Consider the following 24,684-nt stretch of genomic DNA (forward strand, 5'->3'; position numbering starts at 1 on the left):
ATAATAAAAATAAATTATATAAAAAAATTATTTATTTTTAAAAAAAAATAAAAAATATTATAAAATAAATTTATTAAAATTAAAAATTAAATTTTTTTGATTAAAAAAATATATTTTATTATATTTATTAAAAATTTTATATTTAAATAATATTAAAAAATTATATTTAAAAAATTTTAAAATTAAAACTTTATTAATAATAAAAAGTATAAAAAAAATATTAAAATAAAATTATTTATAAAAAATTTTCTTAAAAAATTATGAATTTTAAAAAAACTTTTAAAATTAAAAAAAATAAAATTTATTTAAGGAGAAAGTATGCCATATATAAAAAAAATTTTTGGAAGAGAAATAATTGATTCAAGAGGTGTTCCTACAATAGAAGCAGAAGTTCATCTAAACAGTGGACATATAGGTATAGCTTCTTCACCTTCTGGAGCATCTAAAGGATCTAGAGAAGCTTTAGAGTTAAGAGATAATGATAAGAAAAGATATTTTGGAAAAGGTTTAAAAAAATCTATTTTTTTAATTAAAAATGTAATTTTTCCAAAATTATTTAAAAAAGATTCTAGAGATCAAAAAAAAATTGATAATATAATGATTGAATTAGACGATACTAAAAATAAATCATATCTAGGGGCAAATACAATTTTAGCTATATCTTTAGCTAACGCTAAAGCATCTGCATTATTTAAAAATGTTCCATTTTTTCAACATATTTCTGAATTAAATAATACCCCAAAACAATATTCTATGCCTTTACCTATGGTAAATATTATTAATGGAGGTCAACATACTAATAATAATTTAGATATACAAGAATTTATGATTCAACCTATTAATTCTAAAAGTTTTAAAAATGCAATAAGAGTATGTTCTGAAATATTTTTTAATTTATCTATAATTTTAAAAAAAAAAAATATAAGTACGAATGTAGGTGATGAAGGTGGTTTTGCTCCTAATTTAAAATCAAATTCATCAGTTTTTAAATTATTAAACAAAGCAGTAAAACAATCAGGATATAGAATAAAAAAAGATATTAATTTTGCAATTGATTGCGCAGCATCAGAAATTTTTAACAAAAAAAAAAAAACTTATGTATTAAATCAAGAAAAAAAAGAATTTAATTCATATGAATTTACAAAATATTTACAAAATCTTACAAAAAAATATTCAATTTCTTCAATTGAAGATGGTCAACATGAATCAGATTGGAAAGGATTTTTTTATCAAACAAAAATTTTGGGAAAAAAAATACAAATTGTAGGAGATGATTTATTTGTAACGAATCCTAAACTTTTAAAATATGGAATAAAAAAAAATATTGCAAATTCAATTTTAATTAAATTAAATCAAATTGGTACATTAACAGAAACATTAAAAACAATAAAAATTGCAAAAAAAAATAATTATCATGTAATTATATCACATAGATCTGGAGAAACTGAAGATACTTCAATAGCAGATTTATCTGTTGGAACATCCGCAGGTCAAATTAAAACAGGATCAATGAGTAGATCTGAAAGAATAGCAAAATATAATAGACTAATTAGAATTGAAAATTATTTAGGAAATAAAATAGCTCCATATAAAGGAAAACTAGAACTAAAATTTTAAAATCTTAAAAATAAATTTAATATTTTTAAATTTTTTAATTATTTTAAATTTAACAAATTTATTAAAAAAATTTATTTATAATTATAATATAATTAATAAAAATAAGAATAATATTCTTATTTTTATTTTTTTATGTTAACAAAACATAAAAAAAAATTAAAAAAATTTATAAAATTATTTTATAAAATTATAAATTAATTATATAAAAAATTTAATTTAAAAATAATAAATATTATTATTAAAAATTTTTAATAAAATAATTACTTTTTAAAATAAAAAAATAAAAAATTTTTATATTATTTATACAGGAATGAAAAATAATGAAAAAAATAATTCATAAATTTTATATTTTTTTAGTTATTTTGTTATTTAACTTAACTTTAATGTTTAAATTTCAATTAAATATAAAAAATACAACATATTCAAATTTAATAAAACCAGTATTATCAGAAATTAAAAAAAATAACGTTTTCGATCCAATTATAGAAGGAAAAGACTACTTTAAAACAAATAATCCTATTCATGAATGTCCTAAAATAATACTTTTTTTTTCGTTTAATTGCCCATATTGTATAAAACAACATAATAATTATTTATATCAAGCGATAGAACAAAAATTTAAAATTAAAGTTGAAAAATATTATGTTTCACTAGTTCATAATGATTATAATATTACTATTTCAAAAATATGGAATATAGGAAAAATAATTAATCAAGAAGAAAAAACAAATGATTTTTTATTTCATATTTCACAAGAAAAAATTAATAATATAGATCAAATAAAAAAATTGTTTGTTCATATAATAAATCTTAAAACTGAAAATTTTGATAAATTATGGAATTCTTCAATTCTAGCTTTAGCTATTAATAAAGAAAATACATTCTTTAATCAATCCGAAATATATTCTGTTCCATCATTATTAATTTATGGAAAATATTTAATTTCTTCAGAATGCGTTCCATTTATAAAAAAACAAGATGCATTAAATAAATATTTAAATATAATAGATTATTTATTAAAAAAAGATACATCAAATATTGTACATTAAAAAAATTTAATAAAAATTTTTTAAAATAAAAAAATAAAAAAATAAATTTTATAATTATAAAATTATTTTTTAATAATTTAGAAATAAAAAATGAAATATAAAATCAAGAATAAGAAATCTTTTAAAAAAAAAATTATAATAATAATTGATGGAAATAATTATTTATACAGGTATTATTATATTTTTAAAAATTTAAAAAATCATGAAAATAAACCAACAGGTGTTATTTATGGAATTTTAAAATTAATTAAAAATTTAATAAAAATATATTCTCCGAAAAATATTATTTTTGTATTTGATCATCCTTCTAAAAATTTTAGGAAAAAAATATATAAACCATATAAATCTAACAGATTAAAAATGCCTATTGATTTAAAAAATCAAATAAAACCATTATTAAATATTATTAAATGTTTAGGTTTTCCTATTTTAAGAATTCCAAAAATTGAAGCAGATGATATAATTGGAACAATAATTAAAAAAGAATCTAAATTAAAATATAAAATATTAATTTGCACATCAGACAAAGATATATGTCAATTAATTAAAAAAAATGTAAAAATTTTAAATTTTAAAAATAAAATTTTAGGAATAAAAGAAATAAAAAAAAAATTTGGAATTGCTCCAAAAACCATTAGTTGTTATTTATCATTAGTTGGAGATAAATCTGATAATATTCCAGGAGCTCCTGGAATTGGAAAAAAAAGCGCTGTTAAAATTCTTAAAAAATATAATTCTTTAAAAAAAATTTATAAAAATTTAAATAATTTAAAAAAAATTAAATTTAGAAATTCTATAAAATTTAATAAAATATTTATTAAAAATAAAAAAAAAATTTTTTTATATTTTAAATTAACTACTATAAAAAAAAATATCTTTATAAAAAAATATAAAAAAAAAATAAAATTAAAAAAAATAAAATTAAAGAAATTATTTTGTTTATTTCAAAAATATAATTTAAAATCTTTAAAAAAATTTTTTTTAAAAAAAAATTTTTTAAAATAAAAAAATGAAAAAAATAATCAAAATTATTAAAATAAAAAAAAAAAAAAAATTAAAAAAATTTATTCGAAAAATAAATAAAAATATTAAAATTATTTCATTTAGTTTTAAAAAAAATAAAAAAAAAATTATAGGAATCTTTTTATCTATTTGTTTAAAAAAAATTTTTTATATTTCTTACAAAAATAAAAAATATTTAAAAAATTTATATATAAAAGAAAAATATTTTTTTAAAAAAATTAAAAAAATATTAGAAAATTTTAAAATAAAAATAATAGTACATAATTTAAAAAAAAATTTTTTTTATTTTAAAAAAAATAACATTAAAATAAAAAAAAATTTTTTAGATATTATGTTAATTTCATATTTAATTAATAATATTTTTAAAAATCATCATAAACTTGATAAAATGTATAAATATTGGATAAATAAAAATATATGTAAAAAAAAAAAAAAATTTTTTTATAACTATAAAAATTTAAAAAGTTCTTATAAAATATTAAAATTATATTTAATTTTAAAAAAAAAAATTAAAAAATTTCCAATTATAAAAAAAATTTATTATAAGATTGATTTTCCATTATCAAAAATATTGTATAAAATTGAAAAAAATGGATTTTTAATAAATTTAAAAAATTTAAAAAGAAAAAAAAAAAATATATCATTAAAACTAATTAAAATAAAAAAACAAGCATATACTTTAAATAAAAAAAAATTTAATTTACGATCTTATAATGATGTAAAAAAAGCTTTAATTAATGAAAATAATGTTATAAATTTAAAAAAAACTAAAACTGGAAAAATTTGTTTAAATAAAAAAATTTTAAAAAAATTGTCTTATAAAAATAAATTAGCGAAAATAATTATAAAATACAGAGAATTGTATAAAATAAAATCATCATATATTAATGTTTTATTAAAAAAAATTAATCAAAAAACTAAAAAAATACACACTTGTTATTATCAAACAATTACCACTACAGGAAGATTATCTTCTAGAAATCCAAACTTACAATGTATTCCTAACAACAAAAAAAAAGCAAATTTTTTAAGAAAATCTTTTATAGCTAAACCTAATTATTATATTGTTTCCGCTGACTACTCTCAAATAGAATTAAGAATATTAGCCCATCTATCTCAAGATAAAAATTTATTAAAAATATTTATGAAAAATAAAGATTTACACTTAAAAACAGCAATGAATATTTTTAAATTAAAAAAAAAAAAAATAACAAAAAAACACAGAAAAATTGCTAAAAATATTAATTTTGGATTGATATATGGTATTACTTCTTTTGGTCTTTCTCAATTAATTAATAAAGATTTAAAAAAATCTCAAAAATATATAGATAAATATTTCAAAAAATACTCAAAAATAAAAATGTATTTTAAAAAACAAAATAATAAAAAAAATTATGTTTATACTATAGCTAATAGAAAATTATTAATTCCTATTTTAAAAAATAAAAAAAATTTTTTATATAGTCAATATATTCAAAGAACTAAAAATAACGCACCAATTCAAGGATCTGCTTCCGAGATTATAAAAATTGCAATGATTAAATTATACTCTTGGATAAAAAAAAAAAAATTACAAAAAAAAATAAAAATAATTTTACAGTTACACGATGAATTAATTTTTGAAATAAAAAAAAGTATTTTATATAAATCTTGTAAAAAAATAAAAAAAATTATGGAAAAAAATACTTTTTTTTTAGTTCCTTTAAAAATTAATATTAAATTTGGAAAAAATTGGAAAAATTTAAAAAATTTTTAAAATTTGTTGTTTAAAGTTTTACAATTTTTATACCAACAAAAAATTTTATTTTTTAATTTATTAATAAAAATTTTTTCTTTAAAAGAAAAAAAACAAATTTTAATTTTTTTATTAAATTTTTTATATATTTTAAAAGAAACATATTTAAAAATTAACTTTCTTTTAAAATTTTTAATTTTATCTACTTTATTTAATAAAATTAAAATTTTTAATTTTTTTTTTAATGAAATTTTTAAATAATCTATATCTATTATTTTTAAAGGATTTCGAATATCCATTAATAAAATAACACCAAATAAACAAAATCTATTTTTAATATATTTATTAACTTCTAAATTATATTTTTTTTGTACTTTTTTAGAATTTTTAGAATATCCATAACCAGGAAGATCTACAATTCTAAAAAATTTATTAATTTTAAAAAAATTTATTAATTTAGTTTGACCTGGATTTTTACTAGTTTTTGATAATCTTTTATTATTTGAAAGAGCATTAATTAAAGTAGATTTACCTACATTAGAGTAACCTAACAAAGCTATTTCTGATCCTATATTAATATTAATTTTTTTAAATTTTAAAAAACTTTTTAAAAAAGATATTGAATGATAATTTAAATTCATAATAATATACCTAAGAATTAATTTTAAAAATAAAAAATATTTTTAAATTAAAATTATAATTAATTTTTATTAAAATAAAAAAATAAAGAAAAAATATGAATAATAATTTAAGAAATATCGCGATTATAGCACATGTTGATCATGGAAAAACAACTTTAGTAGACAAATTATTACAACATTCTACTACTTTTAAGAATTATAGTGAAGAATATAACAGAATTATGGATTCTAATGACTTAGAAAAAGAAAGAGGAATTACCATAACAGCAAAAAATACTTCTATTTTTTGGAAAAAATATAAAATTAACATTGTAGATACACCAGGTCATGCTGATTTTGGAGGAGAAGTTGAACGAATTTTATCTATGGTAGATTCAGTTTTATTAGTAGTAGATGCATTAGATGGCCCTATGCCTCAAACAAGATTTGTAGCTGAAAAATCGTTTCAATATGGAATTAAACCAATATTAGTAATCAATAAAATTGATAGGAAAAATGCAAGACCAAACTGGGTAGTTGATCAAATTTTTGACTTATTTGTTGATTTAAATGCTAATGATGAACAATTAGATTTTCCTATTGTATATGCTTCAGCAATTTTAGGCCAATCTGGATTAGATTTAAACAAAATAAAAAATAATATGTTTCCTTTATTAAAAACTATTGTTAAACATACTCCTAAGCCTAAAAATAACATAAAAAAATTTTTTAAAATGCAAATTTCACAAATTGAATATGACAATTATTTAGGTAGAATTGGAATTGGCAGAATAATGAGCGGAATATTAAAAAAAAATCAAAATGTTAAAATAATAAATAAAGAAAAAAAAAATAAATTTGGAACAATAAAAAAAATTCTTACATATTCTGGATTAAAAAAAGTTAATGTTCCGCTAGCATATTCTGGAGAAATAATTGCAATTACTGGAATTGAAAATTTAAATATTTCTGATACAATCTGTGATTTAAAAAATGAAATTATCATACCCCCTATTACAATAGATAAACCTACAGTAAAAATGTTTTTTTCAGTTAACACATCTCCATTCTCAGGGAGAGAAGGAAAATATGTTACTTCTAGAAAAATTTTAAAACGATTAAAAAAAGAAACTTTAAAAAATATTGCTTTAGAGTTTGAAGAAACTAAAGATTCTAATACTTTTAGTGTTTCTGGAAGAGGAGAATTACATTTATCTATTTTAATCGAAAATATGAGAAGAGAAGGATATGAAATAGAAGTATCTCGACCAACAGTAATTTTTAAAAAATCTAAATTAGGAAAGAAACAAGAACCATTTGAATATTTAATATTAGATTTTGAAGAAAAATATCAAGGTTTTGTAATGGAAGCATTAGGAAGAAAAAAAGCTATATTAAAAAATATGTCTTCAAAAAATACTAATAATGTAAGATTAGAATATATAATTTCAAGTAGAGCTTTAATAGGTTTTAGATCAGAATTTATTAATATAACATCTGGAACAGGATTATTTTTTTCTTCTTTTAGTCATTATGATAATATGATCAACTTAGATCTTGGTCAAAGAAGAAATGGAGTCTTAATATCTAATGGGATTGGAAAAGCAGTAGGTTTTTCTTTATATAATTTGCAAAAACGAGGAAACCTATTTATTAATCATGGAGTAAAAGTATATACAGGACAGATCATTGGAATTCATAACAAATCAAATGATTTAACAGTAAATTGTTTATTAGGTAAAAAATTAACTAATATGAGAGCGTCAGGAACAGATGAAGCTATTCAATTAATTAAACCTATAAACTATAATTTAGAGCAATCTATAAGTTTCATCAATAATGATGAACTCATAGAAGTAACTCCTAAATCAATTAGATTAAGAAAAAAAATTATTAATGAAAATGAAAGAAAAATTTATATAAGAAAAAAAAATAAAAATAAATAAAAAAATTTTTAAAATAATAAACTTTTTATTAATTTAAAATTTTTAAAAATTTGATGATTAATTAATAATCTATTAGATAAAATAATATTTTTTATAGCTTTTAAAGATTTTTTAAAATTATCATTAATGATCAAATAATCGTATTCATATAAATGACTAATTTCTTTAGAAGAATTTTTTAAACGATTTAAAATAATATTTCTTTTATCACGATTTCTTTTTTTTAATCTTTTATATAAATCTTTTTTGGAAGGAGGTAATATAAAAATACTTTTAGAACTAGGAATTTTTTTTTTTATTTCTTTAGCTCCTTGCCAATCAATATCTAAAAAAACATCTATTCCTTGTTTTAAAAGTTTTTTTAAAGAATTTAATGAAGTTCCATAAAAATTTTTAAATACTTTTGCATATTCTAAAAAAAAATTTTTATTTATTAAATTTTTAAATTTTTTTTTTGAAACAAAATGATAATGAACTCCTTCAATTTCTCCATTTCTAATCTCTCGAGTAGTATATGAAATTGAAGAATAAATATTATCTAAATATTTACTTTCTAAAAATTTTTTAATTAAACTAGATTTTCCAGCTCCACTAGGAGCTGATATTATAAAAATAGTTCCAAATGTTTTCATTCTATCGTACTTTAAATTAAATAAATTAAAATTAAAATAATATTAAATTTTTTTTAATTGAACAAAAAATTTTATTCTTTTAATAAAATAAAATTTGTTTTCTAAATTAAAATTATTTAATATAGCTTGAATCCAAATTTGATTGTTTTCTATAATCAAAGAATTTAATACTATTCCTTTTTTATATAAAAAATTATTTTTTTTTAAAAAAACTAAATCTCCAACTTTAGGAATTAAAAATTTTTTTTTTAATTTTCCTATTAAAAAAAATAAATTTTTTTTATTATTTCCTTTATACTGAATTCTAGAAATTGCTTCTTGACCACAAAAACAACCTTTTTTAAAACTCATACTATTATCAATTTTATTTAAACTAACTTCTTGAGGAAAAAACATATTAGATGATTGTATATTTAAAATTGGAATATTAGACTCTATATCTAGAGCATCCCATTGATTATCATTTTTAACAAAATTTTCTTTATGAAAAATTTTTTTTATTTTTAAAAAACTTTTTTTTGATAAAAAACATAAATATCTTTTTATAGGATTATCAATATATAAAATAATATCTTTCTTAAAAAATAAAACTGATTTTTTTTTATTAGGTAAGTTTAAAAAAATATACTTTAACAATTTTTTTTTTATTTCACAATCTAATATCCCTAACAATTTAAATTTTTTTTTTTTAAAACATACTTGTGAAAATATAGAATATTTTTTAATAGTTTTCATATGAATATTATATAAATCTTTTTTTATCATATATAAAAATTTTTTAGAATTTTTTTTTAAAACTCTTAAAACACTCAATAATTTTCCTTTATAATTACAATGTCCACATAAAATATGTTTATTCTTATTTAAAATATCTAAATCTGCAGTAAATTGATTATTTAAATATTTTTGACTATCTTTTCCTATTACTTCAATAATTTCAAAACTTTTTATATGTATAAAAGAAAAAAAAATTTTTTTTGAAGAAAATGTTATAAACGGCGATTTTTGAAGATAATTTTTTTTCATAAAATTTTTATAAAACTCATATAATTTTTTAAAAAATATTTTTATTTTTAAAATTATTTTAAAACATTTAAAATATTTAATTTTCTTTTAATTATCATAAAATAAAATAAACATTTTTAACAATACATTTATTTAAAATAATAATATAATAAAGATTGCAAAAAAATAATAATAATTATTATAAATTATATAAAATAAACTTAAAAATATCTAAAAAATATTAATATTTAAAAAAAAAAAATAAAAAAATTTATAAAATAAATTAACAAACTTTATATAACAAAATTTAAAATATTTATAAAAATTTAAGGAAATAAATGACTCTTAAAAAAGAAATTTTAAAAGATATATTACTAATAAAAAAAAAAATACAAAAATTTAAAGTACATCTTTGACTATAAAAAAAAAAAAAAAAAAATTAAAAAAATTTCTAAAAAAATTAATCTTCCTAAATATTGGAAAAATTTTTATATTTTAAAAAAATTAAATAAAAAAAAAATAAAAATTAAAAAAAAAATAAAACATATAAAAAAAATAAATGAAAAGATTAAAGATATTCATAAATTTATAAACTTATCTTTTAAATATAAAGATTTATCTTTAATAAAAGAATTAAAAGTAGATATCTTAAAAATAAAAAAAAAATTAAAATTAATAGAAATTAATCGAATATTTAATCATAAAAATGATAAAAAAAATTGTTTTGTAGATATACAACCAGGATCTGGTGGCTTAGAATCTCAAAATTGGGCAAAAATGTTACTAAGAATGTATCTAAGATGGTCTGAAAAAAAAAATTTTAAAACTAAAATTATAGAAGAATCTTTAAATGAAAACGATGGAATAAAATATTCTACAATAAAAATAATTGGTAAATTTGCATTTGGATGGTTCAAAACAGAAAGTGGAGTACATAGACTAATTAGAAAAAGCCCATTTAATTCTGAAAATAAAAGACATACATCTTTTAGTTCAATTTTTGTATCTCCCGAAAATAAAAAAAAAGTTCAGGTTGATATAAATTCAAAAAATCTTAAAATAAATTTTTATAAATCTTCAGGAGCTGGAGGTCAACATGTCAATAAAACAGAATCAGCAGTAAGAATCACACATATCCCAACTGGAATAACAACAAAATGTCAAAATAACAGATCTCAACATAAAAATAAAAAAGATGCATTAAAACAAATAAAATATAAAATATATTTAATGAAAATAAAAAAAAAAGAACAAAAAAATAAAAAAATTGAAGATAAAAAATCTAATATCACTTGGGGAAATCAAATAAGATCATATATTTTAGACGATTCTAGAATAAAAGATTTAAGGACTGGAATGGAAACTAGAAATATAAAAAATTTTTTAGATGGAAATATAGATGAATTTGTAATTAAAAATTTAAAAAAGGAAAATTAATATGAAAAATTTTAAAATAAAAATTAATACTGAACAAAAAAATAGAAAAAAAAAATTAAAAATTTTAAAAAAAAATGGATTTAATTTTCCAAATATATGCAAACAAAAAAATTGTTTAAAAAGTTTACAAAAAAAATATAAGCTAATAACTAGAAATATTTTAGAAAAATTAAAAATCATTGTAAATATTTATGGAAGAATTATAAAAAAAAGAATCATGGGCAAATCTATTTTCTTTGTAATACAAGATATGAAAGGAAACATTCAAATATATTTAAAAAAAAACTCTTCTGATATAAAAAAAAAATTATTTAGATTAAAAATAAAAAAATTAGATTTAGGAGATATAATTAAAGTTAATGGAATTTTATTTAAAACTAAAACTAATGAGTTAACAGTAAGATGTCAAAAAATTTCTTTATTAACTAAATCATTAAGATCCTTACCAGAAAAATTTCATGGACTATCTGATAAAGAAAAAAAATATAGACAAAGATATTTAGAATTTATATCAAATAAAAATTCAAAAAAAATTTTTTATATAAGAATTAAAATTATTAATTTAATTAGAAAATTTATGAAAAAAAAAAAATTTTTAGAAGTAGAAACCCCTATGATGCATAATATTCCAGGAGGAGCTATAGCAAAACCTTTTGTTACTTATCATAATGCACTTAATTTAAATTTATATTTAAGAATTGCTCCAGAACTTTATTTAAAAAGATTAATTATTGGAGGATTTGAAAAAATTTTTGAAATTAATAGAAACTTTAGAAATGAAGGAATTTCTACTAAACATAATCCTGAATTTACTATGATGGAAATATATATAGCTTATAAAAATTATGCATATATAATAAAATTTTTAAAGAAACTTATAAAATATATAATAAAAAAAATAAAAAATAATAAAAATTATATATTTATAAAAAATATTATAAATTTTAAAACTTTAACTATGAAACAATCAATTTTAAAATATAATAAAAATATAAAAAAAAAAGACTTAAAAAATTTTAAAAAAATTAAAGAAATTGCAAAAATTTTAAAAATAAAAATTTTAAAAACATGGAAAATTGGACATATTATTAATGAAATTTTTGAAAAAACAGTAATAAAAAAATTATTTAATCCAACATTTATCACTGAATATCCAACAGAAGTTTCTCCTCTAGCTAAAAAAACCATAAAAAATGAAAATTTTACAGAAAGATTTGAATTATTTGTTTCTGGATATGAAATTGCTAATGGATTTTCAGAATTAAATGATCCAATAGAACAAAAAAAAAGATTTATAAATCAAATAAAAAACAGTAATGAAAAAAAAAAAAAATATAATTTTTATGATGATGATTATATAAAAGCATTAGAATATGGAATGCCTCCTACAGCTGGATTAGGTATAGGAATAGATCGATTAATAATGATTTTAACACAACAAAAAAATATTAGAGATGTAATTCTTTTTCCTACAAATAAACCAAAATCTTAAAATTAATATAATAAATTTAATACTTTAAAAATATGGAAAAAATATGTCAAATATAAAAAATTTGAAAAAATTTGTTAATTTAGAAAAAATAAAAATTTTAGAAAAAAAATATAAATTACCATTATGGTTATATGATTTTAATACAATTAAAAAAAAAATAAAAAAATTAAAAATTTTTGATATAGTAAGATTTGCTCAAAAATCTTGCTCTAATCTTACAATTTTAAAATTAATAAAAAAATTAAAAGTAAAGATAGATGCTGTATCGCAAGGGGAGATAGAAAGAGCAATTTTGTCTGGATTTAAAAAAAATAGTAATGACATTATTTTTACAGCAGATTTAATTGATGAAGAAACATTGCATACAGTTATAAAAAATAAAATTCCCGTAAACGCAGGATCATTAATAATGCTAAAAAATATAGGAAAAAATTCTAAAAAGCATAAAGTTTGGCTACGAATAAACCCAAAATTTGGAGATGGTCATAGTAAAAAAACTAATACCGGGGGAGAACATAGTAAACATGGAATATGGAATATTAAAGATGCTATTAAAATTATAAAAAAATATCAATTAAAATTATTAGGTTTACATATACATATAGGATCAGGAGCACATGAAAAAAATTTAAAAAAATCTTGTTTTATAATGATTAAAGAAGCTTTAAGATTAAATAAAAAAATAAAATATATTTCAGCTGGAGGAGGATTACCGATCCCTTATCATTTTTCGGAAAAAAAAATAAATATTAAAAATTATTATAAAAAATGGGATAAAACCAGAAAAATACTTTCAAAACATTTTAACAAAAAAATAAAATTAGAAATTGAGCCAGGAAGATTTATAGTGGCAGAATCTGGAATTCTAATTGCAAAAGTATATGTTATAAAAAAAAATGAATTTACTACATTTGTATTAATAAATGCTGGATTCAATGATTTAATTAGACCTGCATTTTATGGAAGTTATCATCAAATTTCAATTATTCCTTTTGATAGTAGAAAACTAAACTATAAAAATACATTTAAAACTGTAATTGGAGGTCCATTATGTGAATCAGGAGATATCTTTAATCCTATGAAAAATGATAAAATAAAAATCTTTAAATTACCTGAAATAAAAGTAGGAGATTATATAATTTTTCATGATACTGGAGCTTATGGTTCAGCTATGTCATCTAATTATAATAGCAGACCATTAATAGCAGAAATTTTAATAAAAAATAAAAAATTTAAACAAATACGTAGAAGACAAACAAATAAAGAAATGTTTAGTTTAGAACTATAACTTTAATAAAAACGCAAAAAAAATAAATTAAAATTATATAAAAAAAATAATAAAAAAATGAATAATAAAAAATATATATATATAAAAACGTGGGGTTGTCAAATGAATGAATATGATTCATTCATAATTAAAGAAATATTTAATAAAAAAAAATATATTCTTACAAAAAATCCAAAAATTGCAAATATTATTATTGTAAATACTTGTTCAATTAGAGAAAAAGCAAAAGAAAAACTTTTCCATCAATTAGGAAGATGGAAAAAATTAAAAATTAAAAATAAAAAATTAATTATTGCTGTAGGTGGATGTGTAGCTTCTCAAGAAAGAAAAAAAATTTTTAAAAGAACACATTTAGTAGATATAATTTTTGGAACTCAAACAATTCATAATCTCCCTAAACTAATAAAAAAACATAAAAAAAAAAAAAAAAAAATTATTCAAATAAAAAAACCAAATTTAAAAAAATTTAAATTTTTTCCTAAAAAACCTATGTATCAATCAAGTTCTTTTGTCTCAATCATAGAGGGATGTAATAAATATTGTTCTTTTTGTATTGTTCCTTATTCTAGAAATAGAGAGATTAGCAGAAATTATAAAAATATTTTAGAAGAAATTTATTTTTTAACAAAAAAAGGTGTAAAAGAAATTACATTATTAGGCCAAAATGTAAATTCTTATAAAATAATTAAAAAAAATCATATTATATGTGATTTTTCTGAATTGTTATTTAAAATTTCAAAAATTAAAAAAATTAAAAGAATTAGATTTACTACCAGTCATCCAGCTGAATTTAATAAAAAAATGATTAAAATGTATAAAAAAATACCAAAATTAGTAAATACTATTCATTTACCTGTACAAAGTGGATCAGACAAAATATTAAAAAAAATGAAAAGAAATTATACAATTAAAGAATATGAAAAAATAATAAAAAAGTTGAAATCTATCAGACCAAATATTTCTATAACTTCTGATTTTATTGTAGGATTCCCAGGAGAAACAGAAAAAGACTTTAAAAAAACAATAAAACTCGTAAAAAGAATAAATTTTGATTCTAGCTTTAGTTTTATTTATTCACCTAGACCAAAAACTCATGCAACTAAATTAAAAGATAACATTAATTTAATAGAAAAAAAAAAAAGATTATATATTTTACAAAAAATATTAAGAAAACAAACAAATAGATGGAGTAAAAAAATGATTGGAAGCGTACAAAAAGTTTTAGTTTATGCATTTAATCCTAAAAATAATTTAAAATTACTAGGAAAAACTGAAAATAATAGAATTGTATCTTTTAAAGGAACTAGAAGAATGATAGGAAAGTTAATAAATGTAAAAATAAATTATGCGCATATGCAATCATTAAAAGGATTTATAGAAGAAAAAAGAATAAAAAATACATAATTTTTAACTATAAAAATAAAAAAAATGATAAAAGTATATATACAAATAAGTTGTAAAAAAAAAAATATTCCCCATAAAAAAACTTTTAAAAAATGGATTTATAGCACTATAAAAAAAAATGTATCAAATGCAATTATTACTATTTATATTGTAAAAAAAAAAAAAATGATAGAATTAAATAAAAAATATAGAAATATAAAAAAAAATACTAATATATTATCTTTTAACTTAGGAAAAAATAAAAAAAAAAATCAAAATGTATTAATTGGAGATTTAGTAATATGTAAAAAAAAAGTAGAAAAAGAAGCAAAAAAATATAAATTAAAGTTAACAGCAAGATGGGCTCATTTAACTATACATGGAATTTTACATTTATTAAATTATAAACATAATACTATAAAGAACTATAAAAAAATGAAAAAAATAGAAATTCAAAAAATGAAATCCTTTGGTTTTTTTAAAAAATACTATAAAAATATGATAAAATAATTTTTTTTAAAAATTTCATAATAGTATTATTATTAAATTTTTAAATTTTGAATATTTTAAAAAATTTTTTTATATTTATAAAAAATTATTTTTTAAATGAAAAAAATATATAAATAAAATAAATATTAAATATTTTATTAAAAAAATTATTAATTAATATAAAAAAAAATTTAGATTTTTATTAATTTATAAAAATAATTATCAAAATAATAATTTTGAAAAAATAATAAATTTATTAAAATTGAAAAATAATCTTTAAAAAATTTTATAAAAAAATAAAATCTAAAAATTTTAAAAAATATAAAGTTAAAACACTTAATAAAAAATTTTTTGTAAATACTAATATTAAAATAAAAAAATCTAATTCTATTTTTAAATCTAAACTTTATTATAAAAATATTAAGATTGTTAATAATTTAATTATAAAAAAATTTAATAAAATCATCATTCTATTTAATAAATAAAATATAAATTGATTCATGTATACTTAAAATTTATGTTTTTAAAACTTAAAAATTTTAATAAATATATTATTTAATAACGTAATTTATAAAACATAAAATTTGTAAAAAATTATTTAAATTAAAATTTTTATATACATACATATTTAAAAAGGCTTTTATTATGAAAAAAAAATATAAATTTATTAAAATTGAAAAAAACATTCAAAAAATATGGAATAAAAAAAAATTTTATAAAATAAAAAAAAATAAAAAAAAAAAATATTATTGTTTACCTATGTTACCTTATCCATCCGGAAAATTACATCTTGGTCATGTTAGAAACTATACCATTAGTGATGTTATTTCAAGATATCAAAGAATGTTAGGAAAAAATGTATTACAACCTATTGGTTGGGATTCTTTTGGGTTACCAGCAGAAATAGCGGCTATAAAAAATAAAAAAAATCCAAAAAGTTGGACTAAAAAAAATATAGTTTATATGAAAAAACAACTTAAATCTTTAGGTTTTAGTTATGACTGGTCTAGAGAAATATCTACATGTAATCCAAAATATTATAAATGGGAGCAATGGCTTTTTAAAAAACTTTATAAAAAAAAATTAATATATGAAAAAAAATCTTTTGTAAAATGGTGTAAAAATGATAAAACAGTCTTAGCAAATGAACAAGTAATTAATGGAAAATGCTGGAGATGCGATTCAAAAATTACTGTAAAAAAAATTAATCAATGGTTTTTAAAAATAAGAAATTATGCAGAAGAATTATATCAAGGATTAAAAACTTTAAAGGGTTGGCCAAAAAAAGTAAAAAAAATGCAAAAAAATTGGATTGGAAGATCCAAAGGAATTGAAATAAATATATATATAAAAAAATATAAAAAAATAATAAAAGTATATACAAAAAAACCATATTCTATTAAAAAATCATTATATATTGCAATTTCCCCAGAAAACAAAATAATACAAAAAATCATTAAAAATAATAAAAAATTAAAAAAATTTGTTTATAAACAAATTAAAAATTTAGCAAATTCTTCAAATCTTAAAAAAATTAAAAATATTGGAAAAAATACAAATATTTTTGTAAAAACTCCGTTTAAAAAAAAAAAAATACCAATATGGATTGCAAATTTTGTATCTATTAAATATGGAAATAATGCAATTCTAGCTTCTCCTTATTATAGTAAGTCAGAATTTAGTTTCTTTAAAAAAAATAAAATGAACAAAAAAATATTAAAAAAAGTGACTAACTTTAATAAAAAATTTATAAAAAATATTAAAAAAAAAAAAAAAAAATATACATTAAAATCAAAAAATATTATAAAGGAAATAATAAAAAAAAAAATAGGAAAAAAAAAAATAAGTTATAAAATTCAAAATTGGAGTATCTCAAGGCAAAGATATTGGGGAACACCTATTCCTGTTTTAAAAAATAAAAAAAATGAAATAATCTTAACTTCAAATAAAAAGTTGCCAATTTTGTTATCTTCATATTCAGATTTTAAAAAATTAAAAAAATTAAAAAAAAATTATTCTAAAAAAATAAAAAATTATGAAAAATTTTTTAAAGAAACTGATACATTTGATACATTTATAGAATCATCTTGGTATTATGCAAGATATACCTGTAGAAATTATAAAAAAAAAATGATCCATAAAAAATCTTCTAAATATTGGTTACCAATAGATCAATATATTGGAGGAATAGAACATGCAAATATGCATTTAATATATATTCGTTTTTTTCACAAATTATTAAGAGATCTCAACTTTTTTAAAATAAATGAGCCTATAAAAAATTTATTATGCCAAGGAATGGTTTTATCAAAAGCTTTTTATTATATAAAAGAAAATAAAAAACACTGGATAAAAAAAAAAAATGTAAAAATAATAAAAAATAAAGATAATAAAATTTTAAAAATAATAGATAAAAAAGGAAATTTTTTAAATTGCACTGGAATGATAAAAATGTCTAAATCTAAAAATAATGGAATAAATCCTCAATCAATAATTAAAAAATATGGAGCAGATACACTACGTTTATTTATAATGTTTTCAGCTCCAGTAGAATCTGACTTACTTTGGAAAAATAAAGGAATTGTAGGAATTAATAGATTTTTAAAAAAATTATGGAAACTTTATTACAATTTTATAAAAAATAAAAATAAAATAAAGCATGTTAATGTTAACAAAGAAAACAAAAAAAATAGATCAATATTACATGAATATATATTAAAAATCACTAAATTAATCGAAAAAAAATTTTTTAATTCATCAATTGCAAACATTATGAAATTAGTAAAAATTTATAAAAAATTAAAAAAAACAAAAAAATTAAATAATTTAACAAATAAAGAATATTTAATCTGTATTATAAAAATGTTATTTCCTTTTGCTCCTCATTTTAGTTTTTATATTCTAAAAAAATTAAAAAAAATAAAACATAAAAAACATATAAAATGGCCAAAATCTGATTCCAAAATAATAAAAAAATATAAAAAATCTAAAATCATAATATTTCAAATTGATGGAAAAACAATATATAAAATAAAATCCAAAAAAGAATTATCTAAAAATACTATTTTTAAAACTGCAATAAAAGAAAGAAAAATTTTTTTAAAATTAAAAAATAAAAAAATAATAAAAAAAATATTTATAAAAAATAAATTATTAAACATAGTAATTAAAAAAAAAAAAAAAAAAAAAATAAAAAAATAAACAAAATAAAAAAAAATTAAAGAATAAAAATATTAAAAATGAATATAAAAAATAATCAACAAAATTTTAATAATTTATATAAAAAAAATTTTTTATTTTACATTTTATATGGAAATGATAATTATTCTATAAAAATAAATATAAAAAATATTTTAAAATATTTTAAAAAATATTTAAAAATAAAAAAAATTAAAACAATAAAAATAAAAAAAAAAATAGAATGGATTAATTTTTTTTATCAAGCTAAAAAATTAGATTTTTTTGAAAAAAACAAAATTCTAATCGTAAAAATTTATATAAATAATATAGACAATAAAATTTTAAAAAAAATTTATAAAGTTACTATAAATCAAAAAAAAAAACTAATTTTGATTATTAATGTAATTAATAAATATTTTTTGTTAAAGAAAATAAAAAAAAAATTTTTAAAAAAATGTAAATTTATTTGTTGTAATAAGATTAATAAAATAAATATGATTCAATCTATAAAAAAAAAATTTATTCATTATGGAATTGATAATAACGCTATAGAATATATTTATAAAATCACTAAAAATAATATAAAAACTTTTTATAATTTAATTGAACTGTTATATTTAACTTTTCCAAAAAAAAAAATATTGAAAAAAGATGCAAAAAAAATAATTTTCTTAGAAAATAAAACATATTATCCATGGCAATGGATAAAATCTTTATTAGAAGGAAAATATAAAAAATCAATAAAAATCATAAACTTTTTTAAAAAAAAAAATTTTTCTAGTTTATCCTTAACTAGATATTTAGAAAAAGAAATTTTTATTTTAATTTTAATGAAAAAAAAATTGAAATCTAAATATAAAAAATTTTTTATAAAAAATTATTGGAAAAAAAAAATGTATAAAAGATCTATTTCTAATAATAGCTTAATCAAATATTACAAAATTATAAAAATAATTTTTTCTATAGAAAAATCTTTAAAAAAGTATGAAGAAAAAAATACATGGTTTAAATTAAAATTAATATCTTCGATGTTTTTATAAAAAATTATTTTTTAACATAATTATGAAATTAAAAAAAATAAAAAAAATAAATTTAATTGGCTATACTTGTCCAATAACTTTATTATATCTCAGAAAATACTTATATGACATGAAAAAAAATGAAAAAATATTGATTATTTCAGATGATATAACTACTATTCGAGATATTCCTAAACTATGTAATTTTATGAATTATATTTTAATAAAAAAAAAAATTAAAAATATTCCTTATAAATATATTTTAAAAAAGAAATAAAAAAAATTTAAAAAAATAATTTTTTATATTAACAATTTTTAAAAAATAACAAATTATTTATATTGATAATTTTTAATTAGTAATAATTAATTAAAATTAATTATTCTATATTCAATATAAATAATCCTTGTAAATTAAAAAAAATTATTTCAAATAATTTAATATTCTTCTTAAAGGCTCAGCTGCTCCCCAAAGTAATTGATCTCCTATTGAAAAAATAGATAAATATTTTTCACCTATATTCAATTTTCTTAATCTACCTATAAGAATTTTTAAAGTGCCAGAAACTGCCATAGGATTTAAGCTATTTATACTAGAAATTCTTTCATTTTTTATTATTTTTACCCATTTATTATGATTTAATAAAATTTTTTCAATATCTTTTATAGAAATATTTTTTTTTAATTTTATTAAAAATGATTGACTATGACATCTTAATGAATCAACTCTAACGCAATTTCCATCTATAGGAATAAAACTTTTGCGAGATTTATTATTTAGTATTTTATTTGATTCTTGCTGTACTTTCCATTCTTCTTTACTTTGACCATTTCCTATTTCAGAATCAATCCAAGGAATTAAATTCATAGATAATGGAGCAAGACAAAATTTTTTAGGAAAATCTTTAAAATTTACAATTTTTCTTATATTTTTTTCTATTTCTAATACAGAATTAATATTTTTAAGATTATTTAATGAATGCTCTGAAATGTATTTAGTTTGTTTTAATAATTCTAAAATATAGTGAGCTCCCCCTCCAGATGCTGCTTGGTAAGTATTAACAGACATCCACTTTATTAATTTTTCTTGAAATAAGCCTCCTAAAGCTAATAACATTAAACTAACAGTGCAATTTCCTCCAACAAAAGTTTTTCCTCCTGATTTTATAAATTTTTTAATATTTTTTTTATTGATAGGATCTAAAACAATTAAAGAATCTTTAGATAATCTTAAATCTGAAGCAGCATCAATCCAATATCCTTTCCATCCATAAGCTCTCAATTTATAATATATTTTTTGAGTATATTCACTTCCCTGACAAGTTATAATAATATCTAATTTTTTTAAAGATTTTAAAGAATAAGCATCTTTTAAAATATTATTAGAAATTCCTTTAAAATTCTTAATTTTTTTATTTACTTGAGATGTAGAATAAAAAAATACTTTAAAATCTATAAAATTTTTTTTTTTTAACATTCTTTTTAACAAAATTGACCCAACAATTCCTCTCCAACCAATAAAACCTAACTTTTTTTTCATTATTTTAACCTATAAAATTTTTAATTTTTTTTAAAAAATAAAAAAATATTTTTTAAATATTTTTTCATTTAAATTTATTTTTCAATATTTATATTTTTACATATTACAAAAATTTAATAAAATTAATAAAAACAAAAATTTAATAACTATTATATAATAAAAAATAAAATATCAACATAAACAATACAAAAAATAGAAATAAAATTTTGGAGCTAAGAAATGAAAGAAATGCTATCAATCACAATATTATTAATTCTAATAATGGATCCATTAGGAAATCTTCCTATTTTTATGAGTATATTAAAAAATTTTAAAGAAAAAAAAAGACGAATAATTTTGGTTAGAGAAATGTCCATTGCTTTAGCTTTAATGATATTTTTTCTATTTTTTGGAGAAACTTTGTTAAAATTTTTAAATTTAGATAAAACAACTATATCCATTTCAGGTGGAATTATTTTGTTTGCAATATCATTAAAAATGATATTTCCAGAAAATGGTCCTATAGAAAAAAAAATATCACCGGATGAAGAACCTTTTTTGGTTCCTTTAGCTATTCCTTTAATTGCCGGCCCATCACTTTTAGCAACTTTAATGCTTTTATCGCATAAATATATGCATAAAATTCAATATTTACTAATTGCATTATTAATTGCATGGACTATAACTTTATTAATATTATTATCATCTAATTTTTTTTTAAATTTATTCGGAAAACGCGGAGTAAACGCTTTAGAAAGATTAATGGGTCTAATTTTAATAATGTTATCAACTCAAATGTTTTTAGATGGATTAAAATCTTGGGTAAATAGTTAAAATCAAAAAATTAAAAAAGTACTAAAAAAAAATCTAATCTTGAAAATATTATTTAATTCTATCATAATTAATCCAAATGTTTATAAATATAAAAAATTTGAGAACAAAAATAAAAATATGAAAATTTTAAAAATGAAAGATATAGATTTAAAAAATAAAAAAGTTTTAATTAGATTAGATTTAAATGTTCCTATAAAAAATAAAAAAATCACTTCTTCTGCTAGAATAAAAGCATCATTGCCAACTATAAAATTAGCATTAAAAAAAAAAGCTAAAATAATCATTATATCACATTTAGGAAGACCAAAAGAAGGAAGATATTGTTCAAACCATAGTTTACTTCCAATAGTAAAATACATGTCAAAAAAATTACCTAAAATAAAAATACATTTTTTAAAAAAAATAAAATCTATAAAAAAAATAAAAAAAAAAAGTTTGTTAATATTAGAAAATGTAAGATTTAATATAGGTGAAAAAAAAAATGATATATTATTAGCTAAAAAATATGCAAATTTATGCGATGTTTTTGTAATGGATGCATTTGGAACAGCTCATAGAAAAGAAGCATCAACATATGGTGTTATGAAATTTGCTAAAATTTCTTGTGCGGGTCCATTATTAGTCTCTGAAATTAAAGCTTTAAAAAAAGCAATTAAAAATCCTAAACGTCCTTTAGTAACAATATTAGGTGGATCAAAAATTTCTACAAAATTTAAACTTTTAAAAAAACTATCAAAAGTATCAGATACAATAATTACTGGAGGAGGAATTGCAAATACTTTTTTAGCTATAAAAAATAATATTGGAAAATCTATTTTTGAAAAAGAATATATAAAACTAGCTAAAAAATTACTTCATAAATACAATATAATAATTCCAACAGATTCTAAATTAAAAATTTTAAAAAATAAAAAAAAATATTCTGTAAAAACAAAAAAAATTTATAATATAAAAAAAAATGAAGAAATTATGGACATTGGAAAAAAAAGTATTAAAAAATATAAAAAAATTATAAAAAAAGCAAAAACTATTATATGGAACGGACCTGTTGGAGTTTTTGAGAATAAAAAATTCAGAAAAGGAACTAAAAAAATAGCCCATTTTATAGCAAAAAATTCAGGATTTTCACTTGCTGGAGGAGGAGACACATTAGCTGTAATTGAAATGTTTAACATAAAAAAAAATATTTCATACATTTCTACCGGAGGGGGAGCTTTTTTAAAATTTATAGAATCAGGAACATTACCTATTATTAAAATGTTAAAACAAGTTTATAATAAAAAATTATTAAGGGAAAAGTATGAAAAAAAAAAATAAAAATGTTTTTAAAGGAGTTTTAAATGGAAAACTTACAAAACAAATATTTAAAATTGCTAAAAAAAAAAAATTTGCAATACCAGCAATAAATTGTTTTAATACAGATTCTATTAATGCTGCTTTATTAGCAGCTTCAAAAATAAATTCTCCAATTATAATTCAATTTTCATATGGAGGCTCTATTTTTTTTTCTGGATCATTAAATATGATAAATGATCTAAATAAAAAAGCTACAATTGGAGCAATTTTAGGAGCAAAATATGTTCATAAAGTTTCTAAATATTATAATATTCCAATTATTTTACATACAGACCATTGTAATAAAAAAATATTACCTTGGCTAAAAAATTTGATACAATATGAAAAAAAATACTTTAAAAAAAAAAATAAAAGTTTATTTTCTTCTCATATGATTGATTTATCACAAGAGCCAATAAAAGAAAACATCAAAACTTGTAAGAAATATTTAAAAAAAATTGAAAAAATTAATATGTTATTGGAAGTAGAGTTAGGATGTACTGGAGGGGAAGAAGATGGAGTAAATAATGAAAACATTAAAAATAATTTATTATATACTAACCCTAAAGATATTAATTATGCTTATCAACAATTAAAAAAAATAAACTCAAAATTTATTTTAGCTGCAGCTTTTGGAAATGTTCATGGAGTTTATCAACCAGGAAAAGTAAAATTAAAACCAAAAATTTTAAAAAAATGTCAAAAATATGTAAAAGATAAAAATAAAATAATTAAAAAAAATCCTTTAAATTTCGTATTTCATGGAGGTTCTGGATCTAAAATATCTGATATTAAATCATCAATTAAATATGGAGTGGTAAAAATAAATTTTGATACAGATGTACAATGGTCTCAATGGAAAGGAATTCTAAAATTTTATAAAAAAAATAAAAATTTTTTAAAAAATCAAATTGGTAATCCAAAAGGAAAAAACCAACCAAATAAAAAATACTATGATCCTAGAAATTGGATTGAACATTCTAAAAATTCATGCTGCAAAAAAATAAAAAAAATATATCATTGTTTAAATGCTTATAATATTATCAAAAAATATTTATAATTTTTTTATTTTTTTAAAAGGATA

The 24,684-nt window shown here is 17.1% G+C and carries 19 protein-coding genes and 1 pseudogene; 16 read left to right on the forward strand and 4 right to left on the reverse strand.

Translation table 11 applies throughout. The features are described from left to right. Positions 1–318 precede the first annotated feature (318 nt). From eno to AACL42_RS00630, 4 genes are all read left to right on the forward strand, one after another. Positions 319–1,617: a phosphopyruvate hydratase gene (gene eno, locus AACL42_RS00615; protein ID WP_340147598.1), complete on the forward strand. Its 1,299-nt coding sequence runs from the start codon at positions 319–321 to the stop codon at positions 1,615–1,617. Between the two features lie 320 nt (positions 1,618–1,937). Next, a complete protein-coding gene (locus AACL42_RS00620; protein WP_340147599.1) occupies positions 1,938–2,666 on the forward strand; it encodes a thioredoxin domain-containing protein in 729 nt (242 codons plus the stop codon). A 90-nt stretch (positions 2,667–2,756) separates the two neighbouring features. Then, on the forward strand, positions 2,757–3,671 hold the full coding sequence (locus AACL42_RS00625) for a 5'-3' exonuclease (protein WP_340147600.1): 915 nt from the start codon (positions 2,757–2,759) through the stop codon (positions 3,669–3,671). A 4-nt stretch (positions 3,672–3,675) separates the two neighbouring features. After that, positions 3,676–5,445: a DNA polymerase A family protein gene (locus AACL42_RS00630; protein ID WP_340147601.1), complete on the forward strand. Its 1,770-nt coding sequence runs from the start codon at positions 3,676–3,678 to the stop codon at positions 5,443–5,445. On the opposite strand, the gene yihA is transcribed toward AACL42_RS00630, so the two are convergent. Continuing rightward, on the reverse strand, positions 5,442–6,065 hold the full coding sequence (gene yihA, locus AACL42_RS00635) for a ribosome biogenesis GTP-binding protein YihA/YsxC (protein WP_340147602.1): 624 nt from the start codon (positions 6,063–6,065) through the stop codon (positions 5,442–5,444). The genes AACL42_RS00630 and yihA overlap by 4 nt on opposite strands. Before the next feature lie 95 nt (positions 6,066–6,160). On the opposite strand from yihA, the gene typA reads away from it, so the two are divergent. Further along, positions 6,161–7,990, forward strand: coding sequence for a translational GTPase TypA (gene typA, locus AACL42_RS00640; RefSeq protein ID WP_340147603.1), 1,830 nt, complete (start codon positions 6,161–6,163; stop codon positions 7,988–7,990). 8 nt (positions 7,991–7,998) lie between these two features. On the opposite strand, the gene gmk is transcribed toward typA, so the two are convergent. Together gmk and ygfZ are read right to left on the reverse strand one after the other, a co-directional pair. Further along, the gene (gene gmk / locus AACL42_RS00645) at positions 7,999–8,622 is read right to left on the reverse strand and encodes a guanylate kinase (protein WP_340147604.1); all 624 of its coding nucleotides are present in this window, start codon (positions 8,620–8,622) and stop codon (positions 7,999–8,001) included. Between the two features lie 42 nt (positions 8,623–8,664). After that, complete coding sequence (gene ygfZ, locus AACL42_RS00650; RefSeq protein WP_340147605.1) at positions 8,665–9,648, reverse strand: tRNA-modifying protein YgfZ; 984 nt, start codon at positions 9,646–9,648, stop codon at positions 8,665–8,667. Positions 9,649–10,011: 363 nt separating this feature from the next. Between ygfZ and prfB the strand changes: the two are divergent. The 8 genes and pseudogenes from prfB to AACL42_RS00690 form a co-directional block, all read left to right on the forward strand. Continuing rightward, positions 10,012–11,064, forward strand: a pseudogene (prfB, locus tag AACL42_RS00655) (peptide chain release factor 2); the annotation flags it as partial. Between the two features lies 1 nt (position 11,065). Next, complete coding sequence (gene lysS / locus AACL42_RS00660; protein WP_340147606.1) at positions 11,066–12,556, forward strand: lysine--tRNA ligase; 1,491 nt, start codon at positions 11,066–11,068, stop codon at positions 12,554–12,556. A 43-nt stretch (positions 12,557–12,599) separates the two neighbouring features. After that, positions 12,600–13,844: a diaminopimelate decarboxylase gene (gene lysA, locus AACL42_RS00665; protein WP_340147607.1), complete on the forward strand. Its 1,245-nt coding sequence runs from the start codon at positions 12,600–12,602 to the stop codon at positions 13,842–13,844. A 57-nt stretch (positions 13,845–13,901) separates the two neighbouring features. Then, positions 13,902–15,248 (forward strand): tRNA (N6-isopentenyl adenosine(37)-C2)-methylthiotransferase MiaB, encoded by a 1,347-nt coding sequence (gene miaB, locus AACL42_RS00670; RefSeq protein WP_340147608.1) that lies wholly within the window; start codon positions 13,902–13,904, stop codon positions 15,246–15,248. 24 nt (positions 15,249–15,272) lie between these two features. Beyond that, complete coding sequence (gene ybeY, locus AACL42_RS00675) at positions 15,273–15,737, forward strand: rRNA maturation RNase YbeY (RefSeq protein ID WP_340147609.1); 465 nt, start codon at positions 15,273–15,275, stop codon at positions 15,735–15,737. 624 nt (positions 15,738–16,361) lie between these two features. After that, positions 16,362–18,917: a leucine--tRNA ligase gene (gene leuS / locus AACL42_RS00680; protein ID WP_340147610.1), complete on the forward strand. Its 2,556-nt coding sequence runs from the start codon at positions 16,362–16,364 to the stop codon at positions 18,915–18,917. Positions 18,918–18,955: 38 nt separating this feature from the next. After that, positions 18,956–19,936 (forward strand): hypothetical protein, encoded by a 981-nt coding sequence (locus tag AACL42_RS00685; RefSeq protein ID WP_340147611.1) that lies wholly within the window; start codon positions 18,956–18,958, stop codon positions 19,934–19,936. A 22-nt stretch (positions 19,937–19,958) separates the two neighbouring features. Beyond that, on the forward strand, positions 19,959–20,192 hold the full coding sequence (locus tag AACL42_RS00690) for a sulfurtransferase TusA family protein (RefSeq protein WP_340147612.1): 234 nt from the start codon (positions 19,959–19,961) through the stop codon (positions 20,190–20,192). 144 nt (positions 20,193–20,336) lie between these two features. On the opposite strand, the gene asd is transcribed toward AACL42_RS00690, so the two are convergent. After that, positions 20,337–21,452 (reverse strand): aspartate-semialdehyde dehydrogenase, encoded by a 1,116-nt coding sequence (gene asd, locus AACL42_RS00695; protein ID WP_340147613.1) that lies wholly within the window; start codon positions 21,450–21,452, stop codon positions 20,337–20,339. 219 nt (positions 21,453–21,671) lie between these two features. Here asd and AACL42_RS00700 point away from each other — a divergent pair, with 219 nt between their 5' ends. The 3 genes from AACL42_RS00700 to fbaA all read left to right on the forward strand — a co-directional run bounded on the left by AACL42_RS00700 (position 21,672) and on the right by fbaA (position 24,660). After that, positions 21,672–22,265 carry a YhgN family NAAT transporter gene (locus tag AACL42_RS00700; RefSeq protein ID WP_340147614.1) on the forward strand — a complete coding sequence of 198 codons (594 nt, stop codon included), beginning with the start codon at positions 21,672–21,674 and terminating at the stop codon, positions 22,263–22,265. A 117-nt stretch (positions 22,266–22,382) separates the two neighbouring features. Next, positions 22,383–23,582 (forward strand): phosphoglycerate kinase, encoded by a 1,200-nt coding sequence (pgk, locus tag AACL42_RS00705; protein WP_340147615.1) that lies wholly within the window; start codon positions 22,383–22,385, stop codon positions 23,580–23,582. Beyond that, positions 23,566–24,660, forward strand: a complete 1,095-nt coding sequence (fbaA, locus tag AACL42_RS00710) for a class II fructose-bisphosphate aldolase (RefSeq protein ID WP_340147616.1) — start codon at positions 23,566–23,568, stop codon at positions 24,658–24,660. Before pgk ends, fbaA begins: the two co-directional genes overlap by 17 nt. Positions 24,661–24,684 lie beyond the last annotated feature (24 nt).

This window comes from Buchnera aphidicola (Drepanosiphum platanoidis), from assembly GCF_964020165.1.
Classification (GTDB): domain Bacteria; phylum Pseudomonadota; class Gammaproteobacteria; order Enterobacterales; family Enterobacteriaceae; genus Buchnera_J; species Buchnera_J aphidicola_BL.